This is a genomic window from Actinosynnema sp. NPDC053489 (assembly GCF_044544865.1).
Taxonomy (GTDB): Bacteria; Actinomycetota; Actinomycetes; order Mycobacteriales; family Pseudonocardiaceae; genus Actinosynnema.
On sequence record NZ_JBITXT010000019.1, the window covers coordinates 80,683 to 96,493 of the forward strand.

Below are 15,811 nucleotides of genomic sequence, written 5' to 3' on the forward strand. Positions count from 1 at the left end.
GGGCCACCGCGATCGGGCGGACCGCGGTGGCCCTGTCCAGTCCCTTACGGCAGGTTCGCGACCAGCTCGGCGGCCGGCACGCGGGTGCCGGTGTAGAACGGCACCTCCTCGCGCACGTGCCGCCGCGCCTCCGTCGCCCGCAGGTGCCGCATCAGGTCCACGATGCGGTGCAGCTCGTCGGCCTCGAACGCCAGCATCCACTCGTAGTCGCCCAGCGCGAAGGACGCGACCGTGTTCGCCCGCACGTCCGGGTAGTCGCGGGCCTCCTTGCCGTGGTCGGCGAGCATGCGGCGGCGGTCCTCGTCGGGCAGCAGGTACCACTCGTAGGACCGCACGAACGGGTACACGCACACGTACTTGCGCGCTTCCTCGCCCGCCAGGAACGCGGGGATGTGGCTGCGGTTGAACTCGGCCGGCCGGTGCAGCGCCACCTGGCTCCACACCGGGGTCGACACGCGGCCGACGGCGGTGCGGCGGAACCCGCTGTAGGCGTGCTGGACCTGCTCGATCTCCTCGGCGTGCCACCAGATCAGGTAGTCGGCGTCCGCGCGCAGGCCCGCCACGTCGTACACGCCGCGCACCACGACGCCCTTGGCCTCCAGGCCGTCCAGGTACTCCTGGGCCTCGGCGGCGGCCGGGCCGCGGTCGTCGGGCAGCCGACCGGGCTCGACCCGGAAGACCGACCACATGGTGTAGCGGATCGTGTCGTTGAGTTCGTTGTAGTTCAGGCGGGCCATGGCCCAATCCTCTCACTCAGCGGACCGCGCCGAGCACGTGAGCGGCGACACGACCGGCCGCGGCGCCCGCCGTGGCGATGCACGCGGGGATGCCGACGCCGTGCAGCGCGGCGCCCGCCACGGCCAGGCCCGGGACCGCGCCGACCGCCTCCTCGACCTCCCGCACCAGGTCCAGGTGACCCACGCCGTACTGGGGCAGGCCGCCGCCCCACCGGGTGACCGCGGTGTCGATCGGCTCGGCCGTGACGCCGGTCAGCTCGCGCAGGTCGCGCCGGACGGCGGCGACCAGGTCCTCGTCGTCGCGCTGGAGCAGGTGCTCCTCGCCGTGCCTGCCGACGCTGCCGCGCACCAGCACGGGCTCGCCCGCCAGGTGCGCCCACTTGCGGCTGGAGAAGGTGAACGCCTTGGCGGTGAACGGCACGCCGTCGGACGCGCGCTCGCCCTCGGCCAGCAGCACGCCGGACCGCTCGGGCAGCACGGTGCCGGGCGGCAGGGCCAGCGCCACCACCGCCATCGACGCCAGCTCCACCTCGGCGTAGCGGCGTGACGCGGCGGGCGCGACGTCGGCGAGCAGCCTGCGCGCGGCGGGCGCGGGCACGGCGAGCACCACGCCGTCCACGTCCAGGTGCCCGGGCGCGGCGGCGGAGCCGATCTCCAGCCGCCACCCGCGGTCCCGGCGGGCCAGCGCGCGCACGGGCAGGCCGAGCCGGACGTCGGCGGCCCGCGCCAGCCGTTCGACCAGGGTCGACAGGCCGTCGCGCAGCGTGCCGAAGACGGGCGGCCGGGTGACACCCGGCGGTGGCGGCGCGGGCACGGTGGTCGCGGCCGCGGCCAGCAGCGAGCCGACGCCCGAGTCCAGCGCGGCGGCCAGCTGCGGCATGGTCGCGCGCAGCCCCAGCACGTCGGTGCGGCCCGCGTAGACGCCGCCGAGCAGCGGCCCGACCAGCCGGTCGGCCACCTCGGGGCCGAACCGCCCGCGCAGCAGGTCGCCCACGGCCACGTCCGCGCCGTCCAGCCGGATCGGCGGCAGGTCCGGTTCGGCGGCGACCCGGCGCACGCCCTCCGGGGACAGCACGTCGCGCACGGCGTCGACCGAAGCGGGGACGCCCATCAGCGTGCGGCCGGGGATCGACCGGGTGGCGCCGGCCGCCCGGATGCCGGCGGGCACGGTCGTCGGGTGGACCAGCCGGTCGGCCAGGCCCAGCTCCGCGACCAGCTCGACGGCCTCGGGGCGGCGGTGCAGGAACGCCTCCGCGCCCACGTCGTAGGCCCGGCCGCCCACCTCGGCGGTGCGCAGCTTGCCGCCCAGCCGGTCGGACTGCTCCACCACGGTGATCTCGGCGCGCGGCCCGAGCAGCCCGCGCAACCGGTGCGCGGCGACGAGACCCGAGATCCCGCCGCCGACCACCGCCGCTCGCGGCTCGCCCATCAGGACCGGTGCACCAGCTCGACGGCCCGGGTGATCACGTCCGGGTCCGTGTCGGGCAGCACCCCGTGCCCCAGGTTGAAGATGTGCCCGGCGGCGGCCCGGCCCTCGCGCTTGATCCGCTCGACCTCGCGCTCCAGCGCGGGCAGGCCGGCGAACAGCAGCGCCGGGTCGAGGTTGCCCTGCACCACCGGCTTGGGCAGGTGGGGAGCCGCCCGCTCCAGGCGCGCCACGGCCACGTCCAGCGGCGTGCGCCAGTCGACGCCGACCACGTCCGCGCCCGCCTCCCGCATGGCGGGCAGCAGCTCGCCCGTGCCGACGCCGAAGTGGATGCGCGGCACGCCCGTGACGCTGCCCAGCACCCTGGCCGAGTGCGGCAGGACGAACTCGCGGTAGTCGCGCTCGGACAGCGCGCCCGCCCACGAGTCGAACAGCTGCACCGCCTTCACGCCCGCGGCCACCTGCACGCGCAGGAACTCGGCGGTGATGCCCGCCAGCCGGTCCAGCAGCGCGTGCCACAGCTCGGGGTCGCCGTGCATGAGCGCCTTGGTGCGCTCGTGGTGCTTGCTCGGGCCGCCCTCGACCAGGTACGAGGCCAGGGTGAACGGCGCGCCCGCGAAGCCGATCAGCGGCACGTCGCCCAGCCGGTCGTTGAGCAGGCCGATCGCGTCGGCCACCGGCCGCACCTGCTCCTCGTGCAGCTCGGGGATGGCGCGCACGTCGGCCGCGGTCTGGACGGGCTTGGCGACCACCGGCCCGGTGCCCGGCACGATGTCGAGGTCGACGCCCGCCGCCTTGAGCGGCACGACGATGTCGGAGAACAGGATCGCGCCGTCCACGTCGTGGCGGCGCACCGGCTGCAGGGTGATCTCGCAGACCATCTCCGGGTCGAGGCAGGCGTCCAGCATCGCGGTGCCCGCGCGGAGCTTGCGGTACTCCGGCAGCGAGCGGCCGGCCTGGCGCATGAACCAGACCGGCGTGCGGGAGGGCCGGCCGCCGCGCGCGGCCACGAGCAACGGGGCTTCGGTGATGTCGTTCATCTCGTCCCACATCGTCCCACGGGCTGGGCGCGCGGCGTCTTCGGGCGGCGGGTCGGGGCCCGGCGTGCCGCGCTCACGTTCCGGGGTGCCGGGGCCTACAGTCCGTGGTGTGACGGAGCCCGAACTGTTCCAGCGGGCCGTGGCGACGCTCCGGTCGGTGCGAACGCGGCCGGAACTGGAGTTGACCGAGGTGCGCCCGCCGCAGCGGCTGGCGCCGTGGTCCTTCGCGTTGACCGCGGAGGTGAGCGGGCCCGCCGACGAGCTGTCCACCGGGCGCCTCGTGCTGCTGCACGACCCGGACGGGGTCGAGGCGTGGTCGGGCGTGTTCCGGCTGGTCGCGTACGTGCGGGTGGAGCTGGACGCGGAGCTGGCGGCCGACCCGCTGCTGCCCGAGGTCGGCTGGTCGTGGCTCGTGGAGGCGCTGGAGGTGTCCGGCGCGGGGTTCCTGGCGCTGGGCGGCACGGTGACGCAGACGTCGTCGGCGAGGTTCGGCGACATCGCGGGCCCGGCCCGCACCGACGACCTGGAGCTGCGCGCGTCGTGGACCGCGCGGTCCCCGGACCTGGCCGCCCACGGCACCGCCTTCTTCGACGTCATGGCCACCGCCGTGGGCCTGCCGCCGGTCGGCGTCAGCACGCTGCGCTGACCCGGCCGGCCCGTCGGCTCAGTCGTTGTCGCGGAGCACCCGCAGCGCGTTGAGGCCGGCCAGCTTGGCGCAGTCCCCCTCGCTCCAGCCGCGGTCGAGCAGGGCGCCGATCAGGTCCGGGTAGTGGGAGACGTCCTCCAGGCCCTCCGGGAGGCTGCGCGTGCCGTCGTAGTCGCCGCCCAGGCCGATGTGGTCGACGCCGGCCACCTCGCGGGCGTGCTCCACGTGCGCGATCACGTCGTCCATGGTCACCCGGGGCGTGGGGCCGCCGTCCCGCCAGGCGTCGACGAACCGGTGGCGGGCGTCGAGGTCGTTGTGGTTCTCCCCCGCCGCGTCCATCGCCTCCTTGAGCCGGGCGTCCCACTCGGCGTAGGGCTGCGACAGGAAGTGCGGCACGAACGTGACCATGCAGACGCCGCCGTTGCCCCGGAGCCGCTCCAGCACGTCGTCGGGCACGTTGCGGGGGTGGTCGGCGACCGCGCGGCACGACGAGTGGCTGAACAGGACCGGCCGGGTGGTGACGTCCAGGGCGTCGCGCATGGTGGTCGGCGCGACGTGCGAGAGGTCGACCACCATGCCGACGCGGTTCATCTCGCGCACCACCTCGCGCCCGAAGTCGGTCAGGCCGCCGTGCGCCGGCACGTCGGTGGCCGAGTCGGCCCACGGGGTGTTCTCGTTGTGGGTGAGGGTCAGGTAGCGGACGCCGAGCCGCCTCAGGGCGCGCAGCACGCCCAGCGAGCCGTTGATGCCGTGCCCGCCCTCCGCGCCGATCAGGGAGGCCGTCCGCCCGTCCCGGAAGGCCCGTTCGGCCTCGTCGGCGGTGGTCGCGACGCGCAGGTGGTCCGGGTAGCGGGCGGCGAGGGCGTGCACCAGCTCGACCTGCTCCAGCACGGCGGTCACGGCTGCGTCGCCCGCCAGCCGGCAGGGGACCCAGACGGACCAGAACTGGATTCCCAACCGGCCCTCGCGCGCCCGGACCAGATCCGTCTGGAGCAGTGGCTGGTGGACCGTCAGGTCGACGGTTGAGACGCACGAGGCCGGGTCGCCCGCCGTTGACTTTTCACCGAATTCGCCCGCGGCGGCGAGGTCGCGCAGCGCCCAGGGCAGGTCGTTGTGCCCGTCGACGAGGGGCACCCGGGCCAGCAGATCCTCGGCCCGGCCTCGACCTGTGGTGCTCGCCACCCGCAACTCCTTGATGTCGTCGTGAGAACCGCTCGCGTTACGCGCTCGATCGAGTTGTCAGCCGATCGTGTGACAACGGGGGCCATCAGTGACAACTCATTCGGGATAGATACCCGATTGATCGTCCCGTAGACCCGCTTGGGCGGCTACGCTGCCCCAGACGACACCACTTTCGGTCGATCAGTGGCGCGGCTGATTGGACGAAAGTCCCGGTGCCGGTCGGGGGGCACGACCGACTCCAGGGAGGTAGTGACGTGGCTGCCGTCGGCTTAGGTCAGGCCGTTCGTACCACGCCAGCCGGCACGTTGCCGGCGAACATGGTCCCGCACCCGCGGGAGGAGCTTTTTTCAGTGCTGGTGGTCGACGACCACCCACTGCTGAGGGAGGCGATATCGGCTCGGCTCACCCAGATGGGAGCCGGGACAGTGCATGAGGCGGCATCGGTCGCGGAGGCTCGGGCGCGGGCACTCGCCACCGGTCCGTGCGACCTCGCGATCCTCGATCTGGGTCTGCCGGATGGCACCGGCATCGACCTGGTCACGGAGCTCCGTGCCCAGGGCTGGCCCCGCATCGTGGTCCTCGCGTCCTCCGACGACCCCTACGCGGTCAGGTCGGCCTTCCAGGCAGGCGCCCAGGCGTACCTGCTGAAGTCCGCCTCGCCGATGGTGGTCACCGACGGGGTGCGCAGGGTCCTCGACGGGGGCGTCTACGCAGACCCGAGCGTCGCGCCCGTGCTCGCCGCGGGCACGAGGGTGCCGGGCACCGACAACACGCCGCGGGAACTCTCCGCGCGTGAGGTCGAGGTCCTCCAGCTGGTCGCCGATGGCCAGAGCAACAAGGAGATCGGCGAAGCGCTCAGCCTTTCCGCGCTGACGGTGAAGAGCCACCTGTCGCGGATCGGGCGCAAGCTGGGCACCGGGGACCGGGCTCAGATGGTGGCGCTGGCCATGCGTGCCGGCGTGATCCGCTGAGCAGGTCGGCACACTGAACCGGCCGAACACACCCGCGAGTGGTGCGTTCGTCGTAGGGTCTTCCGCCGTGGACGTACCCTCCGACGAGCCAACCGAACCAACCGGTGCTGATCCGGTGCCGCTGGTGGAACCCGCTGACGGGGTTCCACCTGTCGTCGCCGACGCACCGTCGCTCCGGCGTGCCGCTGACGCGCTCGCCGGAGCGACGGGTCCGGTTGCGGTGGACACCGAGCGAGCCTCGGGATACCGCTACTCGCAGCGCGCTTACCTGGTGCAACTGCGCCGGGAAGGCGCCGGGACCGTGCTGGTCGACCCGATCGCCCTCGGCGGTCGACTCGATCCGCTGGTCGAGGCGCTGGACGGGACCGAGTGGGTGTTGCACGCGGCGTCTCAGGACCTGCCGTGCCTCGCCGAACTCGGCCTGCGTCCGAGCGCGTTGTTCGACACCGAGCTGGCGGGCAGGCTGGCCGGGTTCGAACGGGTGGCGCTGGGCACGCTCGTCGAGCGGCTGTTGGGCTATCGGTTGGAGAAGGGGCACGGCGCGGCCGACTGGTCGCGCCGCCCCCTTCCCGCCGACTGGCTGAACTACGCCGCCCTCGACGTCGAACTGCTGGTCGAGCTGCGTGACGTGCTCGAACAGGAGCTGTTGCGGCAGGGGAAGCTGGAGTGGGCGCTCGAGGAGTTCGAGGCGGCCCGCACGGCACCCCTGCCGCGTCCCCGTGCGGAGCCGTGGCGCCGCACGTCGGGCATCCACCGCATCCGCAACCCCCGGCAGCTCGCCGCGGTGCGGGCGCTGTGGGAGGCGCGTGACGCGCTGGCCCGTGAGCGCGACATCGCGCCGGGCCGCGTGCTGCCGGACTCGGCGCTGGTCGACGCCGCCGTGCGCAACCCGACCGACGAGGCCGCGCTGTCGGCGCTGCCCGTGTTCCGCGGTCGGGCGCAGCGGCGCATGGTGGGCGTGTGGCTGGGCGCGTTGCAACGCGCCGCCGCGCTGCCGCGCAGCGAGCTGCCGGAGGCGGCGCAGCAGCACGACGGCCCGCCGCCCGCCAACCGCTGGGCGGACAAGGACCCGGCCGCCGCCGCCCGCTTGGCCGCCGCGCGCACCGCGCTGGCCGCCGTGGCGGAGGCGAACAACCTGCCGGTGGAGAACCTGCTGCTGCCCGACCTGGTGCGGCGGACGTGCTGGCAGCCGCCGGAGGACACCTCGCCGGAGGGCGTGGCCGCCACCCTCCGCGAAGGCGGCGCGCGCAACTGGCAGGTCACCCTGACCGCCGCCCCCCTCTCCGCCGCCCTCACCACCCCCTGACCCGTGTGTCGAACGCTCGGGTCCCGTGTGTCGAACGCTCGGGTCCCGAGTGTCGAACGTTCAGGTCGGGTGAGTTCAACGCCCGGGTCCGGTCACGCGCGTCCTGAGCGTTGAACTCGGGGGTCCCGAGCGTTCGACACACGGGACCTGGGGGTTCGACACACGGGGTTCGGGACGCGGGGTTCGGGGTGGTGGGTCAGCATGGAGCGGTGGTGGGGCTGTGACCGAGCAGACAGGGCGACCACTGTGGTTACCGGTCAGTAACAGGGGCTAGAGTTGAGTTACCGATCGGTAGGAGTCGCGCCCGACCGCTCGGGCGAACCGTCACCACAAGCGGAGGAGACGCCGTGGCCGCACCAGAAGCGCCGGCACGCGTTCGAAACGTGGTCTTCGTGGACGGCGTGCGCACGCCGTTCGGCAAGGCCGGCCCCAAGGGAATCTTCGCGGAGACCCGTGCCGACGACCTGGTCGTCAAGGTGATCCGCGAGCTGCTGCGCCGCCACCCCGAGCTGCCCCCGGAGCGGGTCGACGAGGTGGCCATCGCCGCCACCACGCAGATCGGCGACCAGGGCCTCACGATCGGCCGCACGGCCGCGCTGCTCGCCGGCCTGCCCAAGTCGGTGCCCGGCTACGCCGTGGACCGGATGTGCGCGGGCGCGATGACCGCCGTGACGACCTCGGCCAGCGGCATCGCGTTCGGCGCGTACGACGTGGTCATCGCGGGCGGTGTCGAGCACATGGGCCGCCACCCGATGGGCGAGGGCGTCGACCCCAACCCGCGGTTCCTGTCCGACAAGATCGTGGACCCGTCCGCCCTGGTCATGGGCTCGACGGCGGAGAACCTGCACGACCGCTTCCCGCACCTGACCAAGGAGCGGGCGGACGCCTACGCGGCGGCGTCGCAGGCCAAGTACGCCGACGCGGTGAAGAACGGCAAGATCGGCCCGGAGCTGGTGCCGGTCGCGACCCGGTCCGCCGAGAACGGCTGGGGCCTGGCCACCGCCGACGAGCCACCCCGCCCCGGCACCACCGTGGAGGACCTGGCGAAGCTGAAGACGCCGTTCCGCCCGCACGGCCGGGTCACCGCGGGCAACGCGGCCGGCCTGAACGACGGCGCGACCGGCTGCATCCTGGCCGACGAGGAGACCGCCCGCGAGCTGGGGCTGCCGGTCGGCATGCGCCTGGTCGGCTACTCGTTCCTGGGCGTCGAGCCCGAGGTCATGGGCATCGGCCCGGTGCCAGCCACCGAGAAGGCCCTCAAGCGCGCCGGCCTCACCATCGACGACATCGGCCTGTTCGAGATCAACGAGGCGTTCGCCGTGCAGGTGCTCGCCTTCCTCGACCACTTCGGCATCGCCGACGACGACCCGCGGGTCAACCAGTGGGGCGGCGCGATCGCCGTCGGTCACCCGCTGGCGTCCTCGGGCGTGCGCCTGATGACCCAGCTGTCGCGGCAGTTCGCCGAGCGCCCCGACGTGCGCTACGGCATCACCACGATGTGCATCGGCATCGGCATGGGCGGGACCGTCATCTGGGAGAACCCGCACTGGAATGGGGAGAACAAGTGACCGCGTTGACCGCTGACGAGGCCAAGGCCCTGTTCCCCGACGAGGTCGTGACCCGGGCGCGCACCCGGTTGGTGCCCGTGCCGGGCCTGGACGGCCACGTCTCCCTCATCACCATCGACAACGGCCACGACCACACCCGGCCCTCGACGTTCGGCCCGCAGTCGCTGGTCAGCCTGAGCGAGGCGTTCGACGAGGCCGCGGCCGCCTCCCCGGTCGCGATCGCGGTCACCGGCAAGCCGTTCGTCTTCGCCGTCGGCGCGGACCTCACCGCGGTGGAGAACGCGTCGGCGCGCGAGCAGGCCGTGGCGATCGGCCGGCTCGGCCACGACGTGTTCCGCAAGTTCACCGAGTCGTCGGTGCCGACCTTCGCGTTCGTCAACGGCGCGGTGATGGGCGGTGGCCTGGAGCTGGCGCTGTCGTGCCACTACCGGACGCTGGCGTCCAACGCGGCGGCCATCGCGCTGCCGGAGGTGTTCCTCGGCCTGTTCCCGGGCTGGGGCGGCACGCAGCTGCTGCCGAACCTGATCGGCCCGGACGCCGCGGTCACCGTGATCTTCGAGAACGCGTTGAACCAGAACAAGATGCTCAACCCGAAGCAGGCGCTGGACCTGGGCATCGCCGACGTGCTGTTCGACTCCGCGGACTACCTGGAGCAGTCGCTGCTGTGGCTGGCCTCCGTGGTGCGCGGCGAGGTCGTGCCCGCCCGCCGGGAGATCGACCGCGGCGCGGGCTGGGACGCCGCCGTGGCGCGGGCGAAGGCCATCGTCGACGGCCGCACGAAGGGCGCCGCGCCGGGTGCGCTGAAGGCGCTGGAGCTGCTGGAGCTGGCCCGCGCCAACGACCTCGACGCCGGGTACGCGGCCGAGACCGAGGCGCTGGCCGACATCGTGATGAGCGACGAGCTGCGGGCCGGGCTGTACTCGTTCAACCTGGTGCAGAAGCGGGCCAAGCGGCCGGCGGGCGCACCGGACAAGTCGCTGGCGCGCAAGGTCACCAAGGTCGGCGTCGTCGGCGCGGGCCTGATGGCGTCGCAGATGGCGCTGCTGTTCGCGCGGCGGCTGGAGGTGCCGGTGGTGCTCACCGACATCGACCAGGCCCGCGTGGACAAGGGCGTCGGGTACGTGCACGGCGAGGTCGACAAGCTGCTGGCCAAGAAGCGCGTGTCGCCGGACAAGGCGAACCGGCTCAAGGCGCTCGTCACGGGCTCGCTGGACAAGGCCGCGTTCGCCGACGCGGACTTCGTCATCGAGGCCGTGTTCGAGGACCTGGGCGTGAAGCAGAAGGTGTTCGCCGAGGTCGAGGAGTTCGTCTCGCCGGAGGCGGTGCTCGCGACCAACACGTCCTCGCTGTCGATCACCGAGATGGCGTCGGGCCTGAAGCACCCCGAGCGGGTCGTCGGGTTCCACTTCTTCAACCCGGTCGCGGTCATGCCGCTGCTGGAGATCGTGCGCGCCGGGCAGACCGACGACGCGACGCTGGCGACCGCGTTCGCGGTGGGCAAGCAGCTGAAGAAGTCGTCCGTGCTGGTGAAGGACGCGCCGGCGTTCGTGGTGAACCGGCTGCTGACCCGGTTCATGGGCGAGGTCGTGAAGTCGATCGACGAGGGCACGCCGTTCGAGGTGGCGGACAAGGCCACCGAGCCGCTGGGCCTGCCCATGTCGCCGCTGGTGCTGCTGCAGCTCGTCGGCCCGGCCGTCGCGCTGCACGTGGCGGAGACCATGCACGCCGCCTTCCCGGACCGCTTCGGCGTGTCGGAGAACATGAAGGCGTTCGTGGAGGCCGGCAAGACCGCCGTGTACCAGTGGGACTCGTCGGGCAGGCAGAGCGTCGACCCCGAGGTGCAGGCGCTGTGGCGGTTCGGCGACAAGCCGCTGACCGGTGACGAGGTCTTCGCGCGGGCGCTGGAGGCGCTGGCCGAGGAGATCCGGATCATGCTGGACGAGGGCGTGGTGGCGGAGGCGCAGGACATCGACCTGTGCATGATCCTCGGCGCCGGCTGGCCGTTCTGGCTGGGCGGCATCACCCCCTACCTGGACCGCTCGGGCATCTCGGAGAAGGTGACGGGCAAGCGGTTCCTCGCGCCCGGCGTCGCCTCCGTGCCGGCCTAGCCGCCCGGTCGCGGGTCGCTTCGGCACCCCGGTAGCCCTTGTGGGTGACCGGGGTGCCGTGCTGTCGGGGGTCGGTCTAGCGTGGCCTGACCGGACGGCCCCCGATGGCACCGGCTCACCCCTCGACGAGAGGCACCTGCCATGCCTTCGCTGCGCCGAGTCGCGCTCTGCCTCACGGCGGTGGCGCTGCTGAGCGTCGCCGTCGCGCCACCCGCCGGTGCCGCGGTGGCCAACGGCGGCTTCGAGGCACCCACCGCGCCCGTCGGCGGTTTCCAGCGGCTGGCCGCCGGATCGGCGTTGGGCGCGTGGACGGTGACGGCCAACGACGTCGACCTGTCCGGGGTCGGGTTCTGGCAGACGGCCGAGGGCGGGCAGGCGTTGGACCTGGAGGGCGGCTCGGGGTTCGGCGCCGTCAGCCAGTCGATCGCCACGGCGCCGGTGCGGACCGCGTTCCGCGTCCGGTTCGCGCTGGCGGGCAACCCGCTGGGCGGACCGGCCGTGAAGACGCTGCGGGTGCTGGTCGACGGGCAGGCGGTCGGCGACTTCTCGTTCGACACCACCGGTCGGAGCCCGTCGGACATGGGCTACGCGCAGCGCGAGGTCTCGTTCACCTCGACCCGGCTCGTCACCACCCTGACGTTCGCGAGCACCACCGGCAGCGGCTACGGCCCCGTCGTCGACGACGTGCGCGTGGCACCCCGCTGCCCGGGCCTCGTCTGCCCCTGACGCGCCTGTCGTGCGACGGTCGGGGCGCGGTGCTTTCCTGGAGGCCCATGCCGGACCCCGCCCGCGACCGCTCCGCCCGCCTCGCCGAGGCGATCCTCCGCGACGGCGCGGACTGCACGTGGTGCCGCCGCCCGTTCACCGACCGGGTCACCGCGACCACCGACCACCTGGTGCCCAAGGTCAAGGGCGGTCCGTCGTGGCAGGAGAACGAAGTGGCCTCCTGCCGCCGGTGCAACCGGGAGCGCGGCCACCTCTCCCCCACCGACTGGCTGGCCGAGTGCGAGCGCCGGGGCTGGCACCCCGACCGGGCCCGGGTCGTCCGGACCCTGGAGTCGTTGGCCGGGGCGATCGCCGAACGAGGAGGCCAGCGCCGGGCCCGCCCCTACCTGGCCGCCCAACTCCGCCGCCTGAACCGCGGCGATCGGTAACGACCGCTGACCCCTCGATCAGCTGGAAAATCGAACGAATGCTCGAACAAACGTGCGTCACATCGACGGGGGTTCTGCTCGGGACCGGCGGTCCTAACAGTTGACAAGTAACTCCGACGAGCAGGTGGACCGAAGATCAAGATTACTCTTCGCAATGATCCGGTCATGCTCGGAGCAGGAACTATCAGCCCCTACAGCCCGAATGTCGTAACCCTGGCGCACTTGGAAGAGCCAGCACCTCAATTTCGCCCAGTAGTGGTTACCTCACTTGGGTGAACCCCTGAACGGTAAGTAATCACTGAGCCGATCAGGGAGTGCACGCGAGAAGTGCGACCCTCCGGCCTACCGCACATGGGAACCTTATACGCACAGTCACGTCCTGAACGCATATGTGAGCCATTCTCACAAGAGGGAAGGGCACCGTGCCGTATCAGCACGTCAGCGGATCAGCAGGGCTTCCTGCCGCGTCATCGACGAGCATGCAGGTCGAGCCGGACAAGGTGCTGGACCTCATAGCCACCTACGAAGGTGTGCGCAACTCCGTGATGGATTTCCTGGAGGCACGCAGGGATTCCCTCCGAGTGCGACCACTCGCCGATGACGAGGTTTCCGGCGACGCCGCCGACGCGTTCGCCGACCATTCGGCGGTCGCACTCGACGTCACCAAAGAATTCCTCGTCCAGTTGACTACCAACATCGAGCAGCTCCGCGAAGCGGCGAGGACCTACGGTCTCGTCGAAGAGGGCAACACCGATGTGATCCGCAAGCTCCGCGGAATCGCCGACCGATGACGCCTCGGACAGCGGAAATCCGCCTCGTTCTCTGTGCGGCAGTGGCCGTCATCCTCGTGGCCGGGTGCAACACCACCGCGGGAACCCCACGCCCCGCGAGTGGCGCGGGCGCGTTTCCCGGCACCTCACCGTCCTCGACCTCGACCTCACCTCCCGCTCGCCCGCGCGAGATCGAGCTCCGGGGCGCAGAACCGTGCGCCCTGCTGACCGACGACCAACTGCCCGCGTTGCAGATCGACGAGGCGGGACGGCTCGTGGACAACGACTTCTACCGGACCAAGGGCTGCTCGTGGACGGTCGTCGGGGCCAACAGCCGCCTCATCCCCGTGACCGTCGAGGGCATCTCCGCGTGGACGGACGGCAAGCGGGCCGGCAGGGCGGCGGCGACCGACCCGGTGGTGGACTTCCCGGCCATCACGGTGACCTTGCCGAACGACGAAGGTCGCTGCGACGTGGTGGTGGACACCTCCGATGGCCAGTACCTGGCCGCGACCTTCTCGGTGCTGCCCACGTACGAGGACCGGTTCCCCGCGCCCTGCGACGGGGCGCGGAAGCTGGCTGAGGCGGCCATGGAGAACCTGCTGAAGTGAGGGGGCGGCAATGGCGACCTGGGAACACGACTTGGGCAGACGCCGGGTGGACGGGAGCATCGGCGAACACAACTTCGACGCGCAGTCCCACCGGCAGCTGTACGAGAAGATCCACGGAGGACCCGGCTATCCGGCGGCCCAGACCGCGGACGACGCCTGGGCCGAGTTCCTCGACGTGATGAGGAGCGCCCGCAGCGAGTTGGAGGCGGCGATCCGCCAGTCCGGTGCGGTGTGGCAGGGCGCGGCCGGGGAACGGTTCACCAGCAGCAACGCGCCCTTGGTGCAGTGGGCGGACGACGCGCGCACCGCCGCGATCGTCACCCGCGCATCGCTGGAGTCACAGGCCCTGTCCTACCTTGACGCGAAGGGCAGGATGCCGGAGCCGGTGGAGGTCACCTCGACCGCCAACGACGACTTCTGGGGCATCCCCGCCGGGTTCGCGCACCTCGTCGGCGGACAGACCGACCAAGACCTCCAGGAAGCGCGGGCCCAGGAGGCCAAACGCCTGGCTGTCGCGGTGATGAACGGCTACCGCGAGCGGGCGTCCGCGGCGGTGGACTCGCTCGGCGAGTTCGTGCCGCCACCATCGGTCGCCACGCGGGTGGTCGAGCCCGCCACCGTCGAGCGGAGCGAGGCGCAGCAGCCGCGGATCACCACGCCGCGACGCCTGGCGTCCGTCAACGTCGAGCCCGGCTACGTCGAGCCCGAGGGTTCCACCGCGGCCGAGTCGCACGACCTCGACCGGACGGGCACTTCCGCTGGGACATCACCACGCGAGGCACCTTCCCGCCCCACACCCGGCACGGTCACGACGCCCTCGTCCGCGCCTGCTCCCCCGGCCACCACGCCGGTCGGCATCTCATTCACGAACCGGCCCTCCCCGTCTGTGGCGAACCCCTTCCCGGGCGTGTCCGGAAGCAACTCCGGGAAGGCAGCGAAAGGCGGGGCGCTACGGGGCTTCGGCGGAGGCACGACCGGACGCGTGGCCGCGGGAAGGGGCGGAGGCGACGCGAAACCGTTGCCCCCCGGCGGCACCCCGGCCACCCCCACCGCCGGCCCTGGCGGGTTGACCGGCGTCGGCAACAATCCTCACGCCAACCGCTCGGCCGCAGCGCCGGCACGCGGCGCGGGCGCAACGGCCGGTCCGTCCGCGACGGGACTGGCAGCTGCACCGCAGACCACCGAGAGCGAAGACGACCGGGAGCACCAGACCGCGCCCTACCTCGAGGAACTGGACGACGTCTGGGGCGAGGACAGCGTTCCCCGGGTCGCGCCGCCGGTGATCGGGGAAGATGACTGGTGACGGTCACGCTGTCCCGGTTGGAGTTCGAGCTGTGTTGGGACCACCTGAGACCGGGCGACTACCCCACGATCCTGTCCATCCCCTCCCACGGTGACACCCTGGACGAACGCCGAACGCTGTTCCAGGACGCGTGGCGGTCCCTGGAGTCACGAGGGCTGGCCGTACGAGGCGGACTCGACGCGGACCTCGCCGACTGGTTGACCCTGCTGGCGCACCCCGAACGCGAGGTGGACGCTCGCCTGCGCCTGGGCGGAGGCCCCCGCGTGCGCGCGGTCGCCGCCGCCGGACGTGGGCGTTCCGTGCTGGCCGTCCTCACCGCCGACGAGCTCAGCCTGGCCGGCATCGACGAGACCGCGCTGGTCGCATCGGTGGTCGGCCTCCTGCCACCGCACCCGACACCGCGCTCGCGGTCGGTCAGCCTGCTCGCCTCCGACCTCGACCGCGCGGCCGCGTCGGCCGGGCAGTCGGCGTCACGCCTGGAGAAGTCGCTGCGGGACGTGGGCCTCGCCCGCGCCGACGCGCAGAAGATCAGCCAGGTGCTCGGCGGCGTGACGCGCATGGGTCAGTTCGGAGCCGCGGCAAGAACCGTTCGGCAGGGGCACCTGGGACCTCGACGGCGCGGCGCGTACGCGGTGTCGTTCTACGACACCGCCGAGGGCCGATGGCAGTTCACCCGCCGACCGTCACGCGATGGCCGGGAGTGGGCGACGCTGAGCCCCGCCGACCAGCCGCGGCTCGTTCAGGCCGTGTCGGAACTGCTCGCGTCGACCGACGCGGTCTCGGCTCGCTGACCTTCGGCGAGGTCCTGGTCGACCTGGTTGGTCAGGAGTTCCGCCATCGTCATCTGCTCGACGGGCTTTTCGGGCGTCACCGGTTCAGCCTAGGGCGGCAACCTGGGGCGCAGCACACCGGTGACCCGGTGGGGCGTGTCTTGGGAACAGTTCATCAGAACAGCTGCTCGACGGAGGTACCGCCGGGAAGCGACGGGG

15 protein-coding genes are annotated in these 15,811 nt (G+C 72.5%); 11 read left to right on the top strand and 4 right to left on the bottom strand.

What is annotated here, in order from left to right; all coding sequences use genetic code 11:
* Positions 1–44: 44 nt before the first annotated feature.
* Genes hemQ through hemE form a run of 3 tightly spaced genes read right to left on the bottom strand, consistent with a single transcriptional unit; the run spans position 45 to position 3,215 of the window.
* Positions 45–737 carry a hydrogen peroxide-dependent heme synthase gene (gene hemQ / locus ACIGNX_RS31750; RefSeq protein WP_396544713.1) on the bottom strand — a complete coding sequence of 231 codons (693 nt, stop codon included), beginning with the start codon at positions 735–737 and terminating at the stop codon, positions 45–47.
* Positions 738–753: 16 nt separating this feature from the next.
* Complete coding sequence (gene hemG, locus ACIGNX_RS31755; protein ID WP_396544715.1) at positions 754–2,166, bottom strand: protoporphyrinogen oxidase; 1,413 nt, start codon at positions 2,164–2,166, stop codon at positions 754–756.
* Positions 2,166–3,215 (bottom strand): uroporphyrinogen decarboxylase, encoded by a 1,050-nt coding sequence (gene hemE / locus ACIGNX_RS31760; RefSeq protein ID WP_396544717.1) that lies wholly within the window; start codon positions 3,213–3,215, stop codon positions 2,166–2,168. The genes hemG and hemE overlap by 1 nt, the downstream gene beginning before the upstream one ends.
* Before the next feature lie 97 nt (positions 3,216–3,312).
* Here hemE and ACIGNX_RS31765 point away from each other — a divergent pair, with 97 nt between their 5' ends.
* Positions 3,313–3,849 (top strand): DUF3000 domain-containing protein, encoded by a 537-nt coding sequence (locus ACIGNX_RS31765; protein WP_396544718.1) that lies wholly within the window; start codon positions 3,313–3,315, stop codon positions 3,847–3,849.
* A gap of 18 nt (positions 3,850–3,867) precedes the next feature.
* On the opposite strand, the gene ACIGNX_RS31770 is transcribed toward ACIGNX_RS31765, so the two are convergent.
* Positions 3,868–5,031 (bottom strand): dipeptidase, encoded by a 1,164-nt coding sequence (locus ACIGNX_RS31770; protein ID WP_396544720.1) that lies wholly within the window; start codon positions 5,029–5,031, stop codon positions 3,868–3,870.
* A gap of 317 nt (positions 5,032–5,348) precedes the next feature.
* On the opposite strand from ACIGNX_RS31770, the gene ACIGNX_RS31775 reads away from it, so the two are divergent.
* The 10 genes from ACIGNX_RS31775 to ACIGNX_RS31820 all read left to right on the top strand — a co-directional run bounded on the left by ACIGNX_RS31775 (position 5,349) and on the right by ACIGNX_RS31820 (position 15,613).
* Positions 5,349–6,002, top strand: a complete 654-nt coding sequence (locus ACIGNX_RS31775) for a response regulator transcription factor (protein ID WP_181320591.1) — start codon at positions 5,349–5,351, stop codon at positions 6,000–6,002.
* A 67-nt stretch (positions 6,003–6,069) separates the two neighbouring features.
* Positions 6,070–7,308, top strand: coding sequence for an HRDC domain-containing protein (locus ACIGNX_RS31780; RefSeq protein WP_396544722.1), 1,239 nt, complete (start codon positions 6,070–6,072; stop codon positions 7,306–7,308).
* 347 nt (positions 7,309–7,655) lie between these two features.
* Complete coding sequence (locus ACIGNX_RS31785; protein ID WP_396544724.1) at positions 7,656–8,876, top strand: thiolase family protein; 1,221 nt, start codon at positions 7,656–7,658, stop codon at positions 8,874–8,876.
* Positions 8,873–10,984, top strand: coding sequence for a 3-hydroxyacyl-CoA dehydrogenase NAD-binding domain-containing protein (locus tag ACIGNX_RS31790; protein WP_396544726.1), 2,112 nt, complete (start codon positions 8,873–8,875; stop codon positions 10,982–10,984). The genes ACIGNX_RS31785 and ACIGNX_RS31790 overlap by 4 nt, the downstream gene beginning before the upstream one ends.
* 141 nt (positions 10,985–11,125) lie before the next feature.
* The gene (locus ACIGNX_RS31795; RefSeq protein ID WP_396544728.1) at positions 11,126–11,710 is read left to right on the top strand and encodes a choice-of-anchor C family protein; all 585 of its coding nucleotides are present in this window, start codon (positions 11,126–11,128) and stop codon (positions 11,708–11,710) included.
* Between the two features lie 47 nt (positions 11,711–11,757).
* Positions 11,758–12,138, top strand: a complete 381-nt coding sequence (locus ACIGNX_RS31800; RefSeq protein ID WP_396544730.1) for an HNH endonuclease — start codon at positions 11,758–11,760, stop codon at positions 12,136–12,138.
* Positions 12,139–12,560: 422 nt separating this feature from the next.
* The gene (locus ACIGNX_RS31805) at positions 12,561–12,929 is read left to right on the top strand and encodes a PE domain-containing protein (protein WP_396544732.1); all 369 of its coding nucleotides are present in this window, start codon (positions 12,561–12,563) and stop codon (positions 12,927–12,929) included.
* On the top strand, positions 12,926–13,519 hold the full coding sequence (locus tag ACIGNX_RS31810; protein WP_396544734.1) for a DUF3558 domain-containing protein: 594 nt from the start codon (positions 12,926–12,928) through the stop codon (positions 13,517–13,519). The genes ACIGNX_RS31805 and ACIGNX_RS31810 overlap by 4 nt, the downstream gene beginning before the upstream one ends.
* Before the next feature lie 10 nt (positions 13,520–13,529).
* Entirely contained in the window at positions 13,530–14,822 is a 1,293-nt protein-coding gene (locus ACIGNX_RS31815; RefSeq protein WP_396544736.1) for a PPE domain-containing protein, read from the top strand.
* Entirely contained in the window at positions 14,819–15,613 is a 795-nt protein-coding gene (locus ACIGNX_RS31820; RefSeq protein ID WP_396544738.1) for an ESX secretion-associated protein EspG, read from the top strand. The genes ACIGNX_RS31815 and ACIGNX_RS31820 overlap by 4 nt, the downstream gene beginning before the upstream one ends.
* Positions 15,614–15,811 lie beyond the last annotated feature (198 nt).